Origin of the sequence: Paracoccus sulfuroxidans (assembly GCF_007830335.1) — a bacterium.
Lineage (GTDB): Bacteria > Pseudomonadota > Alphaproteobacteria > Rhodobacterales > Rhodobacteraceae > Paracoccus > Paracoccus sulfuroxidans.
On record NZ_VLKU01000007.1, the window covers coordinates 219,661 to 235,939 of the forward strand.

The 16,279-nt window shown below is 64.3% G+C and carries 20 protein-coding genes; 17 read left to right on the forward strand and 3 right to left on the reverse strand.

The window, feature by feature from the left end; all coding sequences use genetic code 11:
- Positions 1-6 precede the first annotated feature (6 nt).
- Positions 7-1,062 carry a heat-inducible transcriptional repressor HrcA gene (hrcA, locus tag IQ24_RS12685; RefSeq protein WP_145398371.1) on the reverse strand — a complete coding sequence of 352 codons (1,056 nt, stop codon included), beginning with the start codon at positions 1,060-1,062 and terminating at the stop codon, positions 7-9.
- A gap of 82 nt (positions 1,063-1,144) precedes the next feature.
- Here hrcA and rph point away from each other — a divergent pair, with 82 nt between their 5' ends.
- From rph to IQ24_RS12770, 17 genes are all read left to right on the forward strand, one after another.
- Positions 1,145-1,858: a ribonuclease PH gene (gene rph, locus IQ24_RS12690; RefSeq protein ID WP_145398373.1), complete on the forward strand. Its 714-nt coding sequence runs from the start codon at positions 1,145-1,147 to the stop codon at positions 1,856-1,858.
- Positions 1,855-2,460, forward strand: a complete 606-nt coding sequence (rdgB, locus tag IQ24_RS12695; RefSeq protein ID WP_145398374.1) for an RdgB/HAM1 family non-canonical purine NTP pyrophosphatase — start codon at positions 1,855-1,857, stop codon at positions 2,458-2,460. Before rph ends, rdgB begins: the two co-directional genes overlap by 4 nt.
- Positions 2,453-2,827: a RidA family protein gene (locus IQ24_RS12700; RefSeq protein WP_145398376.1), complete on the forward strand. Its 375-nt coding sequence runs from the start codon at positions 2,453-2,455 to the stop codon at positions 2,825-2,827. The genes rdgB and IQ24_RS12700 overlap by 8 nt, the downstream gene beginning before the upstream one ends.
- Positions 2,824-4,029 carry a radical SAM family heme chaperone HemW gene (hemW, locus tag IQ24_RS12705; protein ID WP_242008154.1) on the forward strand — a complete coding sequence of 402 codons (1,206 nt, stop codon included), beginning with the start codon at positions 2,824-2,826 and terminating at the stop codon, positions 4,027-4,029. The genes IQ24_RS12700 and hemW overlap by 4 nt, the downstream gene beginning before the upstream one ends.
- Position 4,030: 1 nt before the next feature.
- Positions 4,031-4,384: a YbaN family protein gene (locus IQ24_RS12710; RefSeq protein ID WP_145398378.1), complete on the forward strand. Its 354-nt coding sequence runs from the start codon at positions 4,031-4,033 to the stop codon at positions 4,382-4,384.
- A 182-nt stretch (positions 4,385-4,566) separates the two neighbouring features.
- Positions 4,567-5,325, forward strand: a complete 759-nt coding sequence (locus IQ24_RS12715) for an amino acid ABC transporter substrate-binding protein (protein WP_145398380.1) — start codon at positions 4,567-4,569, stop codon at positions 5,323-5,325.
- A 3-nt stretch (positions 5,326-5,328) separates the two neighbouring features.
- Entirely contained in the window at positions 5,329-6,003 is a 675-nt protein-coding gene (locus tag IQ24_RS12720; RefSeq protein ID WP_145398382.1) for an amino acid ABC transporter permease, read from the forward strand.
- On the forward strand, positions 6,000-6,746 hold the full coding sequence (locus tag IQ24_RS12725; protein WP_145398384.1) for an amino acid ABC transporter ATP-binding protein: 747 nt from the start codon (positions 6,000-6,002) through the stop codon (positions 6,744-6,746). The genes IQ24_RS12720 and IQ24_RS12725 overlap by 4 nt, the downstream gene beginning before the upstream one ends.
- An 88-nt stretch (positions 6,747-6,834) precedes the next feature.
- A complete protein-coding gene (gene gfa, locus IQ24_RS12730; protein ID WP_145398386.1) occupies positions 6,835-7,419 on the forward strand; it encodes an S-(hydroxymethyl)glutathione synthase in 585 nt (194 codons plus the stop codon).
- A 106-nt stretch (positions 7,420-7,525) separates the two neighbouring features.
- The gene (locus IQ24_RS12735) at positions 7,526-8,653 is read left to right on the forward strand and encodes an S-(hydroxymethyl)glutathione dehydrogenase/class III alcohol dehydrogenase (protein ID WP_145398388.1); all 1,128 of its coding nucleotides are present in this window, start codon (positions 7,526-7,528) and stop codon (positions 8,651-8,653) included.
- A gap of 74 nt (positions 8,654-8,727) precedes the next feature.
- Entirely contained in the window at positions 8,728-9,366 is a 639-nt protein-coding gene (locus tag IQ24_RS12740) for an ATP-dependent Clp protease proteolytic subunit (protein ID WP_145398390.1), read from the forward strand.
- Complete coding sequence (locus tag IQ24_RS12745) at positions 9,363-9,881, forward strand: GNAT family N-acetyltransferase (RefSeq protein WP_145398392.1); 519 nt, start codon at positions 9,363-9,365, stop codon at positions 9,879-9,881. The genes IQ24_RS12740 and IQ24_RS12745 overlap by 4 nt, the downstream gene beginning before the upstream one ends.
- On the forward strand, positions 9,878-10,717 hold the full coding sequence (fghA, locus tag IQ24_RS12750; RefSeq protein ID WP_145398394.1) for an S-formylglutathione hydrolase: 840 nt from the start codon (positions 9,878-9,880) through the stop codon (positions 10,715-10,717). The genes IQ24_RS12745 and fghA overlap by 4 nt, the downstream gene beginning before the upstream one ends.
- 176 nt (positions 10,718-10,893) lie before the next feature.
- Positions 10,894-12,696, forward strand: a complete 1,803-nt coding sequence (locus IQ24_RS12755; RefSeq protein ID WP_145398396.1) for a methanol/ethanol family PQQ-dependent dehydrogenase — start codon at positions 10,894-10,896, stop codon at positions 12,694-12,696.
- Positions 12,697-12,839: 143 nt separating this feature from the next.
- A complete protein-coding gene (locus tag IQ24_RS12760) occupies positions 12,840-13,466 on the forward strand; it encodes a c-type cytochrome, methanol metabolism-related (RefSeq protein WP_145398398.1) in 627 nt (208 codons plus the stop codon).
- On the forward strand, positions 13,463-14,281 hold the full coding sequence (locus IQ24_RS12765) for a substrate-binding domain-containing protein (protein WP_145398400.1): 819 nt from the start codon (positions 13,463-13,465) through the stop codon (positions 14,279-14,281). Before IQ24_RS12760 ends, IQ24_RS12765 begins: the two co-directional genes overlap by 4 nt.
- A complete protein-coding gene (locus IQ24_RS12770) occupies positions 14,278-14,826 on the forward strand; it encodes a PQQ-dependent catabolism-associated CXXCW motif protein (protein ID WP_145398402.1) in 549 nt (182 codons plus the stop codon). The genes IQ24_RS12765 and IQ24_RS12770 overlap by 4 nt, the downstream gene beginning before the upstream one ends.
- On the opposite strand, the gene IQ24_RS12775 is transcribed toward IQ24_RS12770, so the two are convergent.
- Positions 14,807-15,733 (reverse strand): YncE family protein, encoded by a 927-nt coding sequence (locus tag IQ24_RS12775; RefSeq protein WP_145398404.1) that lies wholly within the window; start codon positions 15,731-15,733, stop codon positions 14,807-14,809. The genes IQ24_RS12770 and IQ24_RS12775 overlap by 20 nt on opposite strands.
- Positions 15,730-16,278, reverse strand: coding sequence for an SRPBCC family protein (locus tag IQ24_RS12780; RefSeq protein WP_145398405.1), 549 nt, complete (start codon positions 16,276-16,278; stop codon positions 15,730-15,732). Before IQ24_RS12780 ends, IQ24_RS12775 begins: the two co-directional genes overlap by 4 nt.
- Position 16,279 lies beyond the last annotated feature (1 nt).

The following is a 16,279-nucleotide window of genomic DNA, read 5'->3' on the forward strand; positions in this document are numbered from 1 at the left end:
TTTTCATCATCCTTTCCGGCCGGACAGAACCCGCCCGACAAGCTGTGCCGTATAGTCGACGATCGGGACGATGCGGCCATAATTCAGCCGCGTCGGTCCGATCACGCCCACAGCGCCTACAATCTTTCGGTCCGCATTCATATAGGGTGAAACCACGACAGAAGAACCCGAAAGTGAAAAAAGCGTGTTTTCTGAACCGATAAAAATCCGCACACCTTCACCATGCTCGGCCAGCTCCAGAAACTCGGCAATGTCGCGCTTGCGCTCAAGGTCATCGAAGAGTGTGCGGATGCGGTCAAGGTCGGCTTCTTCATTGGCCAGCAGGTTCGCGCGCCCACGCACGATCAGCCGGGGATCAAACTCACCGCCGTCCCACAGCGCGAGCCCGGATGAGACCAGCTCGGCCGCAACCTGATCCAGCTGCTGGCGCGCGTTCGAGATGTCGCGGGCGATGCCCGCGCGCAGGTCGCTCAGCGTCCGCCCCTCGGCGATGGCGTTCAGGAAGTTCGCGGCCTCGCGCATGGCGCTGGCGGTGTGGCCGATAGGGGGCGTGAAGACGCGGTTCTCGACGCGGCCATCGGCAAAGACCAGCACGACCAGTGCGCGGTCGGGGCCAAGGCTGACGAATTCGATATGGCGCAGCGGCGCCTCTTGCTTGGGCATCAGCACCAGCGAGGCGCTGCGCGTCAGCGAGGATAGCGCCGTACTGACCCGGTCCAGCATGGTCCCGGTGTCGCCGCTTTCCTCGCCCAGCGTTTCGTCGATCAGCTCTCGGTCAGCGTTCGACAGCGGCCCGGCCTCCATCAGCCCGTCGACGAACAGCCGCAGGCCCAGCTGCGTCGGCACCCGCCCGGCCGAGACATGCGGGCTGCCCAGCAGGCCCAGCATCTCAAGGTCCTTCATCACGTTGCGGATCGTGGCCGGGCTGACCTTTTGCGTCATGTCCCGCGTCAGGTTCAGCGAGCCGACCGGCTCTCCCGTCGCCAGATAGGATTCCACCACCCGGCGAAACACCTCGCGCGAGCGGTCGTTGAGTTCGGAAAGAAGCGGTTGGTCTGTCATGGCGATGATACGGGCGTTCACGGGTTGCGGTCAGGGGGTCGCGACCTGTATTTGACAGCAAAACCCCGGAAAGGAATTCATTATGCGGCCCTCTGGCAGAAATTTAAGTGATATGCGCCCGATTTCAATTGAAACCGGGGTAATGCGCCACGCCGAGGGCTCGTGCCTGATCCGCTGCGGCGAAACCCATGTGCTGTGCACTGCCACCATCGAGGACAAGGCACCGCCCTTCCTGAAGGGCTCGGGGCAGGGCTGGGTGACGGCGGAATACGGCATGCTGCCGCGCGCCACCAACAGCCGCAACCGGCGCGAGGCCGCTGCGGGCAAGCAGACCGGTCGCACGCAAGAAATCCAGCGCCTCATCGGCCGCTCGCTGCGTGCGGGTGTGGATCGGCGGGCTTTGGGTGAGCGGCAGATTGTTGTCGACTGCGACGTCATTCAGGCCGATGGCGGCACGCGCTGCGCCTCGATCACCGGGGGCTGGGTCGCGCTGCGTCTGGCGGTCAACAAGCTGATCCAGGCCGGTCTGGTCAGCAGCGATCCGATCATCGACCATGTCGCTGCCGTTTCCTGTGGCGTCTATGCAGGCCAGCCGCTTCTGGATCTCGACTATGCCGAGGACAGCGAGGCGGGCACCGACGGCAATTTCGTGATGACCGGCGGCGGTCGCCTGATCGAGGTGCAGATGTCGGCCGAGGGCTCGACCTTCTCGCGCGAGGAAATGACGCAGCTGATGGATCTGGCCGACAGCGGGATCGCTGCGCTGGTGGCGGCGCAGAAGGCCGCTCTGGCATGAGGAAACTCAGCGAGAAGAAGCTGCTGATCGCGACGCATAACAAGGGCAAGCTCGAGGAGATGCGCGCCCTGTTTGCCCCGCACGGCATCGAGGTCACCAGCGCGGGTGAGCTTGGCCTGGCCGAGCCGCCCGAGACCGAGGACAGCTTCATCGGCAACGCCCGCATCAAGGCGCGGGCGGCGGTCGAGGCGACCGGCCTGCCGGTGCTGGCCGATGACAGCGGCATCACCGTTGACGGGCTGGATGGCGCGCCGGGCGTCTATACCGCCGACTGGGCCGAGACGCCCAATGGCCGCGACTTCCTGCAGGCCATGACCCGCACCTGGGACGAGCTGGAGGCCAAGGGCGTCCCGCACCCCCGCACCGCCCAATTCCGCGCCACGCTGGTCATGCTGTGGCCGGACGGGCATGAAGAGATCTTCGAGGGCGTCGCCCCCGGCCATCTGGTCTGGCCGCCGCGCGGCGTTCAGGGCCACGGCTATGACCCGATCTTCGTCCCCGATGGCCATGACCGCACCTATGCCGAAATGACGCCGGAGCAGAAGAACGACATCAGCCATCGCGCCGATGCGTTCCGCAAGTTGCAGGTGCTGTTTGCGTAGGATCTCGACCGGATCGCCCTTCGAGACCGCGCTTGGCTACAGCCGGGCGGTGGTCAAGGGACCGTGGTGTTTCGTCTCGGGCACGACGGGCTATGACTACACCACCATGTCCATGCCCGAATCCGCGGCTGAACAGGCCCGGAACTGCTTCACGACCATCTTTGCCACGCTGGCCGAGGCGGGCTTTGCGCCCGCCGATATCGTGCGCGTCCAGTACACGATCACCGACCCCGCCTTGGTCGATGAGATCGCGCCCGTGCTGGGTGACGCAATGAAAGATGCGCTTCCTGCGGCCACGATGGTTGTCGCGGGGCTGATCAGACCCGAAATGAAGGTCGAGATCGAAGTCACTGCGTTGAAGGAATGACCACCACACAGCCAGCCATGACCGCCAGCCCGACCGCGCCAGACCCTCAGCAGGACTGGCGCGGCGGTGGCTTTGGGCTTTACGTCCACTGGCCGTTCTGCGCGGCGAAATGCCCGTATTGCGATTTCAACAGCCATGTCTCGGCCACGATTGACCAGAACCGCTGGCTGCGCGCCTATCGCACCGAGATCGCGCGGCTGGGGGCCGAGACCGGGGGCAGGGTGCTCAACAGCATCTTCTTCGGCGGCGGCACGCCCAGCCTGATGGCCCCGGAAACCGTGGCCGCCGTGATCGAGGCGGCGCGCGAGGCCTGGCCCTTCGCCAATGATGTCGAGATCACGCTGGAGGCGAACCCCACCAGCGTCGAGGCGGGCCGTTTCCGCGCCTATGGTCAGGCGGGCGTCAACCGCCTGTCGATGGGCGTGCAGGCCCTGAACGACGCGGACCTGAAGCGGCTGGGCCGGATGCATTCCGCCGCCGAGGCGCGCGCCGCCTTCGACATTGCCCGCGCGAGCTTTGACCGCGTCAGCTTCGATCTGATCTATGCCAGACAGGATCAGGACCGCCAGCACTGGCGGCGCGAGTTGCGCGAGGCGCTTGCCATGGCCGTCGACCACCTCTCGGCCTATCAGCTGACCATCGAGCCGGGGACCGCCTTCGGCGCGCGCCACGCGGCGGGCGGGCTGAAGGGCCTGCCGGATGATGACCTGTCGGCGGATATGTATCTTGATACGCAAGAGATCTGCGAGGCGGCGGGGATGCCGACCTATGAAATCTCGAACCACGCGCGCCCCGGTTCGGAAAGCCGTCACAACCTGGTCTATTGGCGGCAGGGTGATTGGGCGGCGGTGGGGCCGGGCTCGCATGGCCGCCTGACGCTGCCTCAGGGGCGTCTGGCGACCGAGGCCCATCGCGCCCCCGGTGCGTGGCTGGAGGCGGTCGAGCAGCGCGGCAATGGCGACAGCCTGCGCGCCCCCCTGGCGCTGCCGGACCGGGCGCTGGAATATCTGCTGATGTCGATGCGGCTGGTCGAGGGGATGGAGATCCCCCGCTATGAGGCGCTGTCGGGCACCCGGCTGCCCCAGACCGCGCTGGATGACCTTCAGCGCCTCGGACTGGTCCGCCTGCAGGGCGACCGTCTGACGGCCACCTCGGAGGGGCGGCCCGTGCTGAACGCCATCCTGCGCGAGCTGGCGGCCTGAGATGCGGTATCTGTGCCTGACGCTTGGCTGGGTCTCGCTTGCGCTGGGCTTCATCGGTGCCGTGCTTCCGGTCATGCCGACCGTGCCCTTTCTGATCGTTGCGGTCTGGGCCTTCTCACGTTCGTCCCACCGGCTGCGCGACCGCATCCTGCATCACCCGCAATTCGGCCCGCCGATCCGCGCCTGGCAAGAGCGCGGCGTCATCACCCGCATGACCAAGGTCTGGGCCACGCTGGCCATGGCCTGTGGCGTGGGCTGGGGGCTCTGGCTGGGACTCGACCTGCGGCTGGTGGCCGCACAGGCGACGATCTGCACGCTGATCGCCGCCTATCTGATCACCCGGCCCGAGACCTGATCGCGCCTTCCCGCTGAATTCGCGACCAAAGGTTCGCGCCGCCGTCGCGTCCCATGGAACAACTTTCCCCTTGAGGGATTGGCTTCGGAATGGCTTACCTATTTGCAGGGTGGCCCTTGGCGCGCCTTGCTCTTTGCGCGGCGGATGCGCAAGTCAGGTGTCTGAAATATAGGAGATCTTCGATGAAGAAGCCGCTTTTCGCCGCACTGGCCCTGGCCTTGGCCGCAACCTCACCCGCCTTCGCCGACACCATCCGGGTTGGCATGTCGGGGGGCTATTTCCCCTTCACCTTCGTGCGCGCTGACAAGCTGCAGGGCTTCGAGGTCGATTTCCTGAACGCCATCGGGGAGGAGACCGGGCATGACATCGAATTCGTCACCATGTCGTTCTCGGGGCTGATCGGCGCACTGGAGGCCGGGCGCATCGACACTGTCGCCAACCAGATCACCGTCACGCCCGAGCGTGAGGCGAAATTCGCCTTCAGCCAGCCCTATGTCTATGACGGCGCGCAGGTCGTCGTGCAGAAGGGCAACCCCAAGGGCATCCACAGCACCGACGACCTGTCGGGCAAGACCGTGGCCGTGAACCTCGGCTCGAACTTCGAGGAACTGCTGCGCGGCCTGCCGAATGCGGCAGATATCAACATCAAGACCTATGAGACGAATTTCGAACAGGACGTCGCCCTTGGCCGCGTCGACGCGTTTGTCATGGACCGCGTCTCGACCGGGCAGGTGATCGCGAAAAGCCCGCTGCAGCTTGAGCAGGCTGGCCAGCCCTTCGATGAGATCCGCAACGCGCTGCCCTTCCGCAAGGACGAGGCGGGCGAGAAGCTGCGGACCGAGGTCGACGCCGCCATCACCAAGCTGAAGGAAAACGGCAAGCTGGCCGAAATCTCGCAGAAGTGGCTGGAGTCGGACGTGACCAAGCCGCTTGATCAGTAAGCCATGCAAGGGATCGACTGGGCCTATATGGCCGAACTGGCACCGATCATTCTGCGCTATGTTCCGCTGACGCTGACCATGGCCTCGATTGCCATGGTCTGTGCGCTGGTCCTGTCGGTCCTTCTGGCGATCATCCGGATCCAGCGCGTTCCGGTGGTCGACTGGGCGGTGGGGCTGTTCATCAGCTTCTTCCGCGGCACCCCGCTGCTGGTCCAGTTGTTCCTGTTCTACTACGGCCTGCCGCGCATCTTTGCTTCGCTGACCCAGATCGACGGCATCACCGCGGCGATCATCGGCCTGACTCTGCATTTCTCGGCCTATATGGCGGAATCGATTCGCGGCGCGATTCTGGGCGTCGACCGCAGCCAGTGGGAGGCCGCCGAGTCGCTGGGGATGACCCGCGCGCGCATGCTGCGCCGGATCATCCTACCACAGGCGGCGCGCATCGCCGCCCCAACGCTGCTGAACTATTTCATCGACATGATCAAATCGACCTCGCTGGCCTTCACGCTGGGCGTGACCGAGATGATGGGCGCGGCCCAGAAAGAGGCGGCGGGCAGTTTCCTGTATCTCGAGGCGTTTCTGGTCGTCGCGCTGATGTATTGGATCATCGTCGAGGCGCTGTCCTTCGTGCAGCGCATCCTTGAACGCCGCATGCAAAGGGCCTTTCAGCGATGAATGCGGATTGCGAAATCTCGGTCACGGGCCTCAGGAAAAGCTTCGGCCCGCTGACGGTGCTGAACGGCATCGACCTGCGCCTGAAAGCGGGAGAGCGGGTGGCGATCATCGGCCCCTCGGGGACGGGAAAGTCGACGCTTCTGCGCTGCATGAACTATCTCGACCGGCCTGAGGCAGGCGTCATCCGCATTGGCGATCTGACGGTCGATGCGGCGACGGTGACGCGCCAGCAGATTCTGGCCCTGCGGCGGCGCACCAGCTTTGTCTTTCAGCATTACGCGCTTTTCGCCAACAAGACCGCCCGGGAAAACATCACCGAGGGTCTGATCGGCGTGCGTGGCATACCTTTGGCTGAGGCGAACCGCCGGGCCGACCGGATTCTGGCCGATATCGGCCTTTCGGACAAAGCTGGCAGCTATCCCGCCGCGCTGTCCGGCGGGCAGCAGCAGCGCGTCGGCATCGGCCGGGCGATGGCAATGGAATCGGACCTGATGCTCTTTGACGAGCCGACCTCGGCGCTGGACCCGGAATGGGTGGGCGAGGTGCTGGACCTGATCCGGCGCGTCGCAGACGGGCGTCAGACCATGCTGATCGTCACGCATGAGATGCAGTTCGCGCGTGAAATCGCCGACCGGATCGTCTTCATGGAGGGCGGCCGCATCGTCGAACAGGGCCCTCCGGCGCAGATTTTCGACAATCCCCGGGACGAGCGGACCCGCGCTTTCCTGCGCCGCGTCGGCTGATCCGCCAGTTACAACCTTTGGCTAGCTTGTACCTGACCCGCCAGAGGGCAAACCTGCCGTGATTACAAGGTCTATCGGAGGAAGGACCATGGCAGATACTTCTGGGGTGAAAATCCATCCCGCAGTCGATAACGGCGTGAAGCCGGGCAATCCGGGCTTTACCGGCGGCGAACTGCACTGCAAGTGCGGCTCGAATCCGGTCAAGGTTTCGGTCAAGTCGCAGACGGCGCATAACCACGTCTGTGGCTGCACCAAGTGCTGGAAGCCGGAAGGCGCGATCTTCTCGCAGGTTGCGGTTGTCGGCCGCGATGCGGTTTCGGTGACGCAGGGCGAAGAAAAGCTCGAGATCGTCAACAAGGACGCGCCGATCCAGCGCCACAAGTGCAAGGATTGCGGCGTGCACATGTACGGCCGCATCGAGAACAAGGAACATCCGTTCTACGGTCTCGACTTCGTGCACACCGAACTTTCGGACCAGACCGGCTGGTCGGCTCCGGAATTCGCGGCATTCGTCAGCTCGGTCATCGAATCGGGTGTCGATCCCAGCCGCATGGACGGTATCCGTGCGCGTCTGCGCGAGCTTGGGCTTGAACCCTACGACGCGCTGTCGCCGCCCCTGATGGACGCCATTGCGACTCATGTCGCCAAGAAGTCCGGCGCCCTGCCGGCCTGATGGGCCTGATCCCGCCGGGATTCTACAGGGGGTCGGTTTACCGGCCCCCGACGCCATGAAATACAGCAGGCCTGCAAGGCCGACGCATTCTTAAGGAGAGCAAATTATGAGAACTCGTGCCGCCGTTGCCGTCGAGGCAGGCAAGCCGCTGGAAGTCATGGAGGTCAACCTCGAAGGCCCGAAGGCCGGTGAGGTTCTGATTGAAATCAAGGCGACCGGCATTTGCCACACGGACGAATTCACCCTTTCGGGCGCTGACCCCGAGGGCCTGTTCCCGTCGATCCTGGGCCATGAAGGCGCAGGCATCGTGGTTGAGGTTGGCCCCGGCGTGACCAGCGTGAAGCCGGGCGATCACGTGATCCCGCTTTACACCCCCGAGTGCCGCCAGTGTGCGTCCTGCCTGTCGGGCAAGACCAACATGTGCCACCAGATCCGCGCCACTCAGGGCAAGGGCCTGATGCCCGATGGCACCACCCGCTTCTCGATGCTGGATGGCACGCCGATCTATCACTACATGGGCTGCTCGACCTTCTCGAACTACACCGTGCTGCCGGAAATCGCGGTCGCCAAGGTTCGCGAAGACGCGCCCTTCGACAAGATCTGCTACATCGGCTGCGGCGTCACCACCGGCATCGGCGCGGTGATCTATACCGCCAAGGTCGAAATCGGCGCGAAAGCCGTGGTCTTCGGTCTGGGCGGCATCGGCCTGAACGTCATCCAGGGCCTGCGTCTGGCTGGCGCCGACATGATCATCGGCGTTGACCTGAACGACGGCAAGAAAGAGATGGCCGAGCGTTTCGGGATGACCCATTTCATCAACCCGAAGAACACCGACAACGTCGTGCAGGAAATCGTCAACCTGACGAAAACCCCGTTCGACCAGATCGGCGGCGCGGATTACTCGTTCGACTGCACCGGCAACATCAACGTGATGCGTCAGGCGCTGGAGTGCACCCACCGCGGTTGGGGTCAGTCGATCGTCATCGGCGTGGCACCGGCTGGCGCTGAGATCAGCACCCGTCCGTTCCAGCTGGTCACCGGCCGCGTCTGGAAGGGCTCGGCCTTCGGCGGCGCCCGTGGCCGGACCGACGTTCCGAAGATCGTCGACTGGTACATGGACGGCAAGATCGAGATCGATCCGATGATCACGCACACGCTGTCGCTGGATGAGATCAACAAGGGCTTCGATCTGATGCACGCGGGCAAATCGATCCGCGCGGTCGTCCTTTACTGATCGGAAAGCACTGCTTAGGTAAAAGGCGGCGGGGACGGGGAACCGGCTCCGCCGTCAACATGAAAGGACCGATCATGGCGAAGCACTTCATTCTGGACGACGACGATGACGACGACGATGACGAGCCCCGTCAGGACGCGCCGAAGGAAGAAGGCTTGGGCCTGCCGGAAGGCGACAAGATCGGCAAGCTCTACTTCAAATCGCGCACGGTGATCGTCGCAGGCCAGATCAACGACAAGCTGGCCCAGCGGACCGTCGCGCATCTTCTGGCGCTGGCCGAAGATGGCGACAAGCCGATCAACATGCTGATCTCCTCGCCCGGCGGGCATGTGGAATCGGGCGACATGATCCATGACGTGATCAAGTTCATCCGCCCGACCGTGCGCACCATCGGCTCAGGCTGGGTGGCATCGGCAGGCGCGCTGATCTTCGTCGCGGCGAAGAAGGAAAACCGCTACTGCCTGCCCAACACGCGCTTCCTGCTGCACCAGCCCTCGGGCGGGATCGGAGGGACGTCCTCGGACATGATGATCCAGGCCGAGCAGGTGCGTCAGATGCGCGACCGTCTGAACCAGATCTTTGCCGATGCGACCGGCCAGTCCATCGAACGGATCGAGAAGGACACGCAGCGCGACTTCTGGCTGAACACCCAGGAGGCGCTGGACTACGGCCTGCTGGGCCAGGTCATCCGCACCGTGGATGAGCTGAAATGACTTCGACCAGCGGGCAGGCTCTTGTCCGGCCCGCCACCTCTGACGACCACGACGCGATATGGTCCATCCTCGCGCCCGTCTATCGGGCCGGGGAGACCTATTGCATCCCCACCGACATCTCGCGCGAGGATGCGCTGCTGGACTGGTTCCAGACGCCCTTCACCGCCTTCGTGGCCGAGGTGGACGGGCGTATCCTTGGCACCAGCCATGTGGGCCGCAACCGCCCCGGAGCCGCCTCGCATGTGGCGAACGCCAGCTTTGCGACGCATCCCGATGCGCGCGGGCGCGGCGTGGCCAAGACGCTGGTTGCGCATGCCAAGACCTGGGCGCGCGAGCAGGGCTTCCGCGCGATGCAGTTCAATTTCGTCGTTTCGACCAATGCCGATGCCGTTCATTCGTGGCAGAAGGCCGGCTTTGATATTGTGGGCCGGCTGCCAGCCGCCTTTCTTCACCCCAAACATGGCTATGTCGACGCATTGGTCATGTTTCAGGACCTTACAGGAGGACAGCCATGACCTTGGCCTATGAGACCGTTTCCGAAAACCGCAGCTTTGGCGGCACGCAGGGCGTCTACAAGCACAAATCCCAGACCACCGGCACCGAGATGACCTTCGCCATCTACCTGCCGCCGGACGCGCAGCATCGCAAGGTTCCGGTGCTGTGGTATCTGTCGGGCCTGACCTGCACGCATGAGAATGCGATGACCAAGGCGGGCGCGCAGGAATGGGCGGCCGAGGCCGGGATCGCGGTGATCTTCCCTGACACCTCGCCGCGTGGTGAAGGCGTGGCCAATGACGACGCCTATGATCTGGGGCAGGGCGCGGGCTTCTATGTCGACGCGACCGAATCGCCCTGGTCGCCGCATTTCAAGATGTGGCACTACATCACGCATGAACTGCCCGAGCTGGTCTTCGGGAACTTCCCGCTGGACCGCGACGCGCAGGGCATCACCGGCCACTCGATGGGCGGCCATGGCGCGCTGACCATCGCGATGACCTTCCCCGAGCGGTATCGCTCGGTCTCGGCCTTCGCGCCGATCGCCAACCCCTCGAAATCGGACTGGGGCCGCAAGCAGTTCACCGCCTATCTGGGCAGCGACGAAAGCAAGTGGCAGGCGCATGATTCCACCGTTCTGATGCGCGAACGCGGCTACCCGGGCGAGATTCTGATCGATCAGGGTGCCAGCGACCAGTTCCTGGACCTGCTGAAGCCGGAAGCCCTGGCCGAGGCCATGGCGGCCCGCCGTCAGCCGGGCGTCTTCCGCATGCAGGAAGGCTATGACCACAGCTATTACTTCGTGCAGACCTTCATGGGCGACCACATCCAGTGGCACGCCGAGCGTCTGGGCTAACCTATTGAAGCACAAAGGTCGGGAAGTCTTTCCCGACCTTTTGCCTAGTTTCCCTAATACTTTAGGGCCAGAAGACTCGCAGCCGCGTTGACCGGTTGGAGAACTGCCCAAAGACTTCGCTTATGGACCGAGGTGCCCTCGTTGTTGCGCCCGTTCCACCAACGCGGAGGAATCAAATGAAATCGATGATCAAGGGCGCTGGCATCGCTCTAATGCTGTCGGGCACGGCGGCGCTTGCCAATGAAAGCGTCATGGCCGAGATCGCCAAGCCCCAACAATGGGCGATCCAGACCGGCGACTATGCGAACACCCGCTATTCCACCCTCGACCAGATCAACAAGGACAACGTGAAGGATCTGCGCGTCGCGTGGAGCTTCTCGACCGGCGTCCTGCGTGGCCATGAGGGCTCGCCCCTCGTCATCGGCGACGTGATGTATGTCCACACCCCGTTCCCGAACAATGTGTTCGCGCTGGACCTGAACAATGACGGCAAGATCCTGTGGAAATATGAGCCGCAGCAGGACCCGAACGTCATCGCCGTGATGTGCTGTGACACCGTCAGCCGCGGCCTGGCCTATGCGGACGGCATGGTCTTCCTGCCGCAGGCCGACACCACGGTCGTGGCGCTGGACGCCAAGACCGGCGAAGTGAAATGGCAGACCAAGATCGGCGATCCGGCCATCGGCGAGACGCTGACCATGGCCACCATGCCGGTCAAGGACAAGCTTATGGTCGGGATCTCGGGCGGTGAATACGGCGTCCGTGGCCGTGCCACCGCGCTGAACCTGAAAGACGGTTCGGTCGCGTGGAAAGCCTATTCGACCGGCCCCGATGACGAAATGCTGGTCGACCCGGAAAAGACCATGGTTCTGGGCAAGCCGATCGGCAAGGACAGCTCGCTCAACAGCTGGGAAGGCGATCAGTGGAAGATCGGCGGCGGCACCATCTGGGGCTGGTTCTCGTATGATCCGGACACCAACCTCGTCTATTACGGCACCGGCAACCCCTCGACCTGGAACCCCTCGCAGCGTCCGGGTGACAACAAGTGGTCGATGACCATCATGGCCCGCGATGCCGACACCGGCATGGCCAAGTGGTTCTATCAGATGACGCCCCATGACGAATGGGACTATGACGGCGTCAACGAGAACATCCTGACCAACCAGACCATGGACGGGGTCGAGCGCAAGCTGCTGACCCACTTCGACCGGAACGGCTTCGGCTATACGCTGGACCGCGAAACGGGCGAGCTGCTGGTGGCGAAGAAATTCGACCCGGCCGTCAACTGGGCGACGGAAGTCGTGATGGATCCGGCCTCGGATCAATACGGCCGTCCGCAGGTCGTGGCGGAATACTCGACCAGCCAGAACGGCGAAGACGAGAACACCACCGGCATCTGCCCGGCGGCGCTCGGCTCGAAGGACATGCAGCCTGCGGCATTCTCGCCGAAGACCAACCTGTTCTACGTGCCGACCAACCACGTCTGCATGGACTACGAACCCTTCCGCGTCGCCTACACCGCAGGCCAGCCCTATGTGGGCGCCACGCTCTCGATGTTCCCGGCACCGGAAAGCCATGGCGGCATGGGCAACTTCATCGCCTGGGACAACACCAAGGGTGAGATCAAGTGGTCGCTGCCCGAGCAGTTCTCGGTGTGGTCGGGCGCTCTGGCCACGGCGGGCGATGTCGTCTTCTACGGCACGCTTGAGGGCTATCTGAAGGCCGTCAGCGCCGACACCGGCGAAGAGCTTTACAAGTTCAAGACGCCGTCGGGCATCATCGGCAACGTCATGACCTATGAGCATGGTGGCAAGCAGTACATCGGCGTCCTGTCGGGCGTTGGCGGCTGGGCCGGCATCGGTCTGGCAGCTGGTCTGACCAACCCGAACGAAGGTCTGGGTGCGGTCGGTGGCTATGCCTCGCTGTCGCAATACACCGAACTTGGCGGTCAGCTGACCGTGTTTGAACTGCCGGGTTAATCTGTTTCCTGACAGGAAAATCCGGACCGAAAATGGTTCATACTTTGGTCCAGAAATCTGATCTGTGACTCGAATCAAGCCGCTCCAAGGGTAACCTTGGGGCGGCTACTTTACGGTAGACGCACCCAGGGAGAGAGAGACCTATGACCCACCTGACCACCGCCGGTTTGACGGCGATGTTCCTTGCGCTGGCAGGCCATGCCTATGCTCAGACCGCCGAACAGCCTGCGGAGACCCCCGCCCCGGCCGCGACCGAAGCTGCGCCTGCCGCAGGGGCCGAGGCTGCTGCCGACGCGCCAGCCGAGACCGCTGAAGCTGGTGGCACGGCCCTGGCGAATGGCATGGATCTGACCCCCGACAAGATGGAGAACGGTCGCTGGTACAACGCCGAGGGCGTGCCGGTGTTCAAGAAAGAGGCAGACGGCACCTTCGACTATGCCACCTTCTCGGGCTTCCGCCGCTATTCGGCCGAATGCCACGTCTGCCACGGCCCGGATGGCGAAGGCTCGACCTATGCACCGGCGCTGAAGAAATCGGTGCTGCGCCTCGACTATTACGACTTCCTTGAGATTGCGGCCTCCGGCAAGCAAGAGGGCAACCTTGTGATGCCCGCATTCGGCACCAACAAGAACGCCTGGTGCTATATCGACGACATCTATGTTTACCTGCTGGCACGCGGCACGGAAGAGCTGCCCCGTGGTCGCCCGGCGAAGCGCGCCGACAAGTCGGATGAGTTTACCGCGCAGGAAGATTCCTGCATGAACGGATGAGCTTTTACCGCAAACTGGTCGCTGTCCTCGTGACCTGTGCCGTGGCGGTCCCCGCCGCAGCGCAGGTTGCGGACCTGCGGTCACATACCGAACTGCGCGTCTGTGCCGACCCGGCGGCGGTGCCCATGTCCTCCGCGGACGGCTCGGGCTTCGAAAACAAGCTGGCCGAGCTTCTGGCCGCCAAGCTGGAACTGCCGCTGGCCTATACCTGGTTCCCGCAAGGGCCGGGCTTCATCCGCAAGACTCTGCGGGCGGGGCTCTGCGATGTCGTCATGGGCTATGCCCAGGGCGATGAGATGGTGCAGAACACGAACCATTACTACACCTCGGCCTATGGGATCGTGACGCGCAAGGACAGCCCGCTGGCGCAGGTCGACACGCTGACCGACCCGGCGCTGCAGGACAAGCCCATCGGCGTGGTGGCGGGGACGCCTCCGGCGACGCATCTGGCGCGGGCGGGGCTGGCCAAGAACATGCGCGGCGCGGATCTGGTGGTGGATCGCCGGATCGAGGACCCGATCGGCGACATGCTGGCGCAGGTGAAATCCGGCGATCTGGCGGCCGCCGTGCTGTGGGGGCCAATTGCGGGCCCGCTGGTCAAGCACGACCCCGATCTGCAATTCGTGCCGCTGCTGAAGGAACAGACGAACCCGCGCCTGTTCTTCCGCATCACCATGGGCGTCCGCGCCGAGGAGCAGGACTGGAAGCGCCAGCTGAACAGCCTGATCCGCCGCAACCAGGCCGAGATCGACGCCATCCTGCGTGAGGCGGGCGTGCCTCTGCTGGACGATTACGGCAAGGCGCTGAAGGAATGAGCGTGCGGGCGCTGTTGCAGGCCCTGTGCCTTGCGATGGCGCCCGTCCATCTGCCCATGGCGCTGGCTGAGGTCGCCGAACCCCCCGATTTTCGCGGAGAGCCGTATCGCGATCCCGTCCCGGCCACCCTTCAGGGCGCGCGGGTGATCGGCGGTGATGAGGCGTTGCGGCTGCACGATCAGGGCGTGGCTTTTGTCGACGTCTATCCCCGCCAGCAAAAGCCTGCGGGCCTTCCGGCGGGCATGCTGTGGCACGCCGCTCCGCATCAGACGATCCCCGGCGCGACCTGGCTTTACGACACCGGCTATCAGCAGATCTCCCCGGCCGAGGCGCAGCGCCTGAAGGACGGATTGGCCCGCGTCACGCAGGGCGATCCGGCGCGTCCGGTGGTAATCTTCTGCATGTCGGATTGCTGGATGAGCTGGAACGCCGCCAAGCGTGCGGTGGCCCTTGGCTATCGCGATGTGCTGTGGTTTCCCGAGGGCACGGATGGCTGGATCCTTGCCGGGCGCGATCTGGTTGAGGCTAGCGCTGACGACCCGTGAACAGGCCGAAGGCGCGGGGGCCGTCCGGCATCTCGATCTTGCGCGTGATCTCCAGACTGGCCGCGTCGATCAGCACCAGCGTGTTCGAATCCCAATGCGCCACCGCCACGCCCGAGCCATCGGGCAGGGTGGCGATGCCCTCGGGGTAGTCGCCCGTCTCGATCTGGCCCAGTTCGGTCAGGCTTTCGGGGTCAAACACCGTGACCGTCCCGGCATATTGGTCTGTGACGAAGCCCTTGCCGCCCGCGAAGGCGATGCCATAGGGGTGGCTGCCGGTCTTGACCTGCCCAACGGCTTTCGCCTGCGCCGGATCGATCACCGTGACGCTGTCGCCTTGCACATCCGCCGTCCAGAAGCGCCCCTCGTACCAGGTCACGCTGTAGGGGTGCAGCCCGGTCGCGACATGGGCGATCAACTGGCCGGTTGATGCGTCGAAGATCGACAGGCGGTTGTCATCGCGGTCCGCCGTGGCGACCAGCTTCCCATCCTCGCTGACCGCGACGCCCGCAGGTGCCTTGCCGGTGGGCGCAGTCCAGAGAGGCTTCAGATCGGCGTCCAGACGGATCAGCTTTTCGCCGTACCAGTCGGTCAGAAACGCCCCGCCATCCGCCGCAGCGGCGATGCCGAAGGCGCCTTCGCCCATCTCGGCCTGCCGCAGCGATGCGCCGCTTTCGTCAAGGACGCTCAGCCGCCCGGTCTCGGCCGAGATGACATAGGCGCGGCCATGCGCAGGGTCATAGGCCACGGGCGCGGGCGCGCCCTCGACCGGCACCTCGGCAAGAATGGTGCCCGAGGTCAGGTCGACCACCGACACCATATTCGCATTCTGCGAGGTCACGAATGCCAGATCGGCAGCCATGGCGGGCTGCAGCGACAGGGCCGCCGCGACCATCGCGGGGCGGATCATTCCGCCTTGCCGAACTTCTCGGCCAACGCGTCCAGACCCGTCTGATAGATCCCGGTGACGCCCGCCATCGCCGCGTCGTCGTTCTGATCGGCAGGCGGGTTGTTGTTCGGGAAGCCGCGATAGAAGCCACCCTTCCAGTTCACCAGCGCCTTGCCGCCGTCATCCTTGACGCAAAGGGTCGAGGCGTAATTCGTGACCGGCAGCACCGCCACGTCGACCTCGGTGATCATATAGGCGTAGCAGCGCTTTTCCGGCTGCCACTTGGTCAGCGTCTCGGTGATGGTCGGATCGCCCGCGTCGGCCTTCAGATGCAGGACGCGCACGGATTTGTCGGGCTGGTCGACCGAGCCGTCGCCGGTGATCTCGGTGCTTGCGACTGCCGGGTGCCAGCTCATGTCGTCGAACTTGCCGATGGCGGCCCAGACTTCATCGGGGGTCGCGTTCAGCTTCTGCTCAAGCTCAAGCTTCAGTCGCACCGGCCCGTGCGCCCAGGCGGCGCCGGTCAGGGCCATTGTTGCACAGGCGGCGGCAAGCAGTGTCTTCATG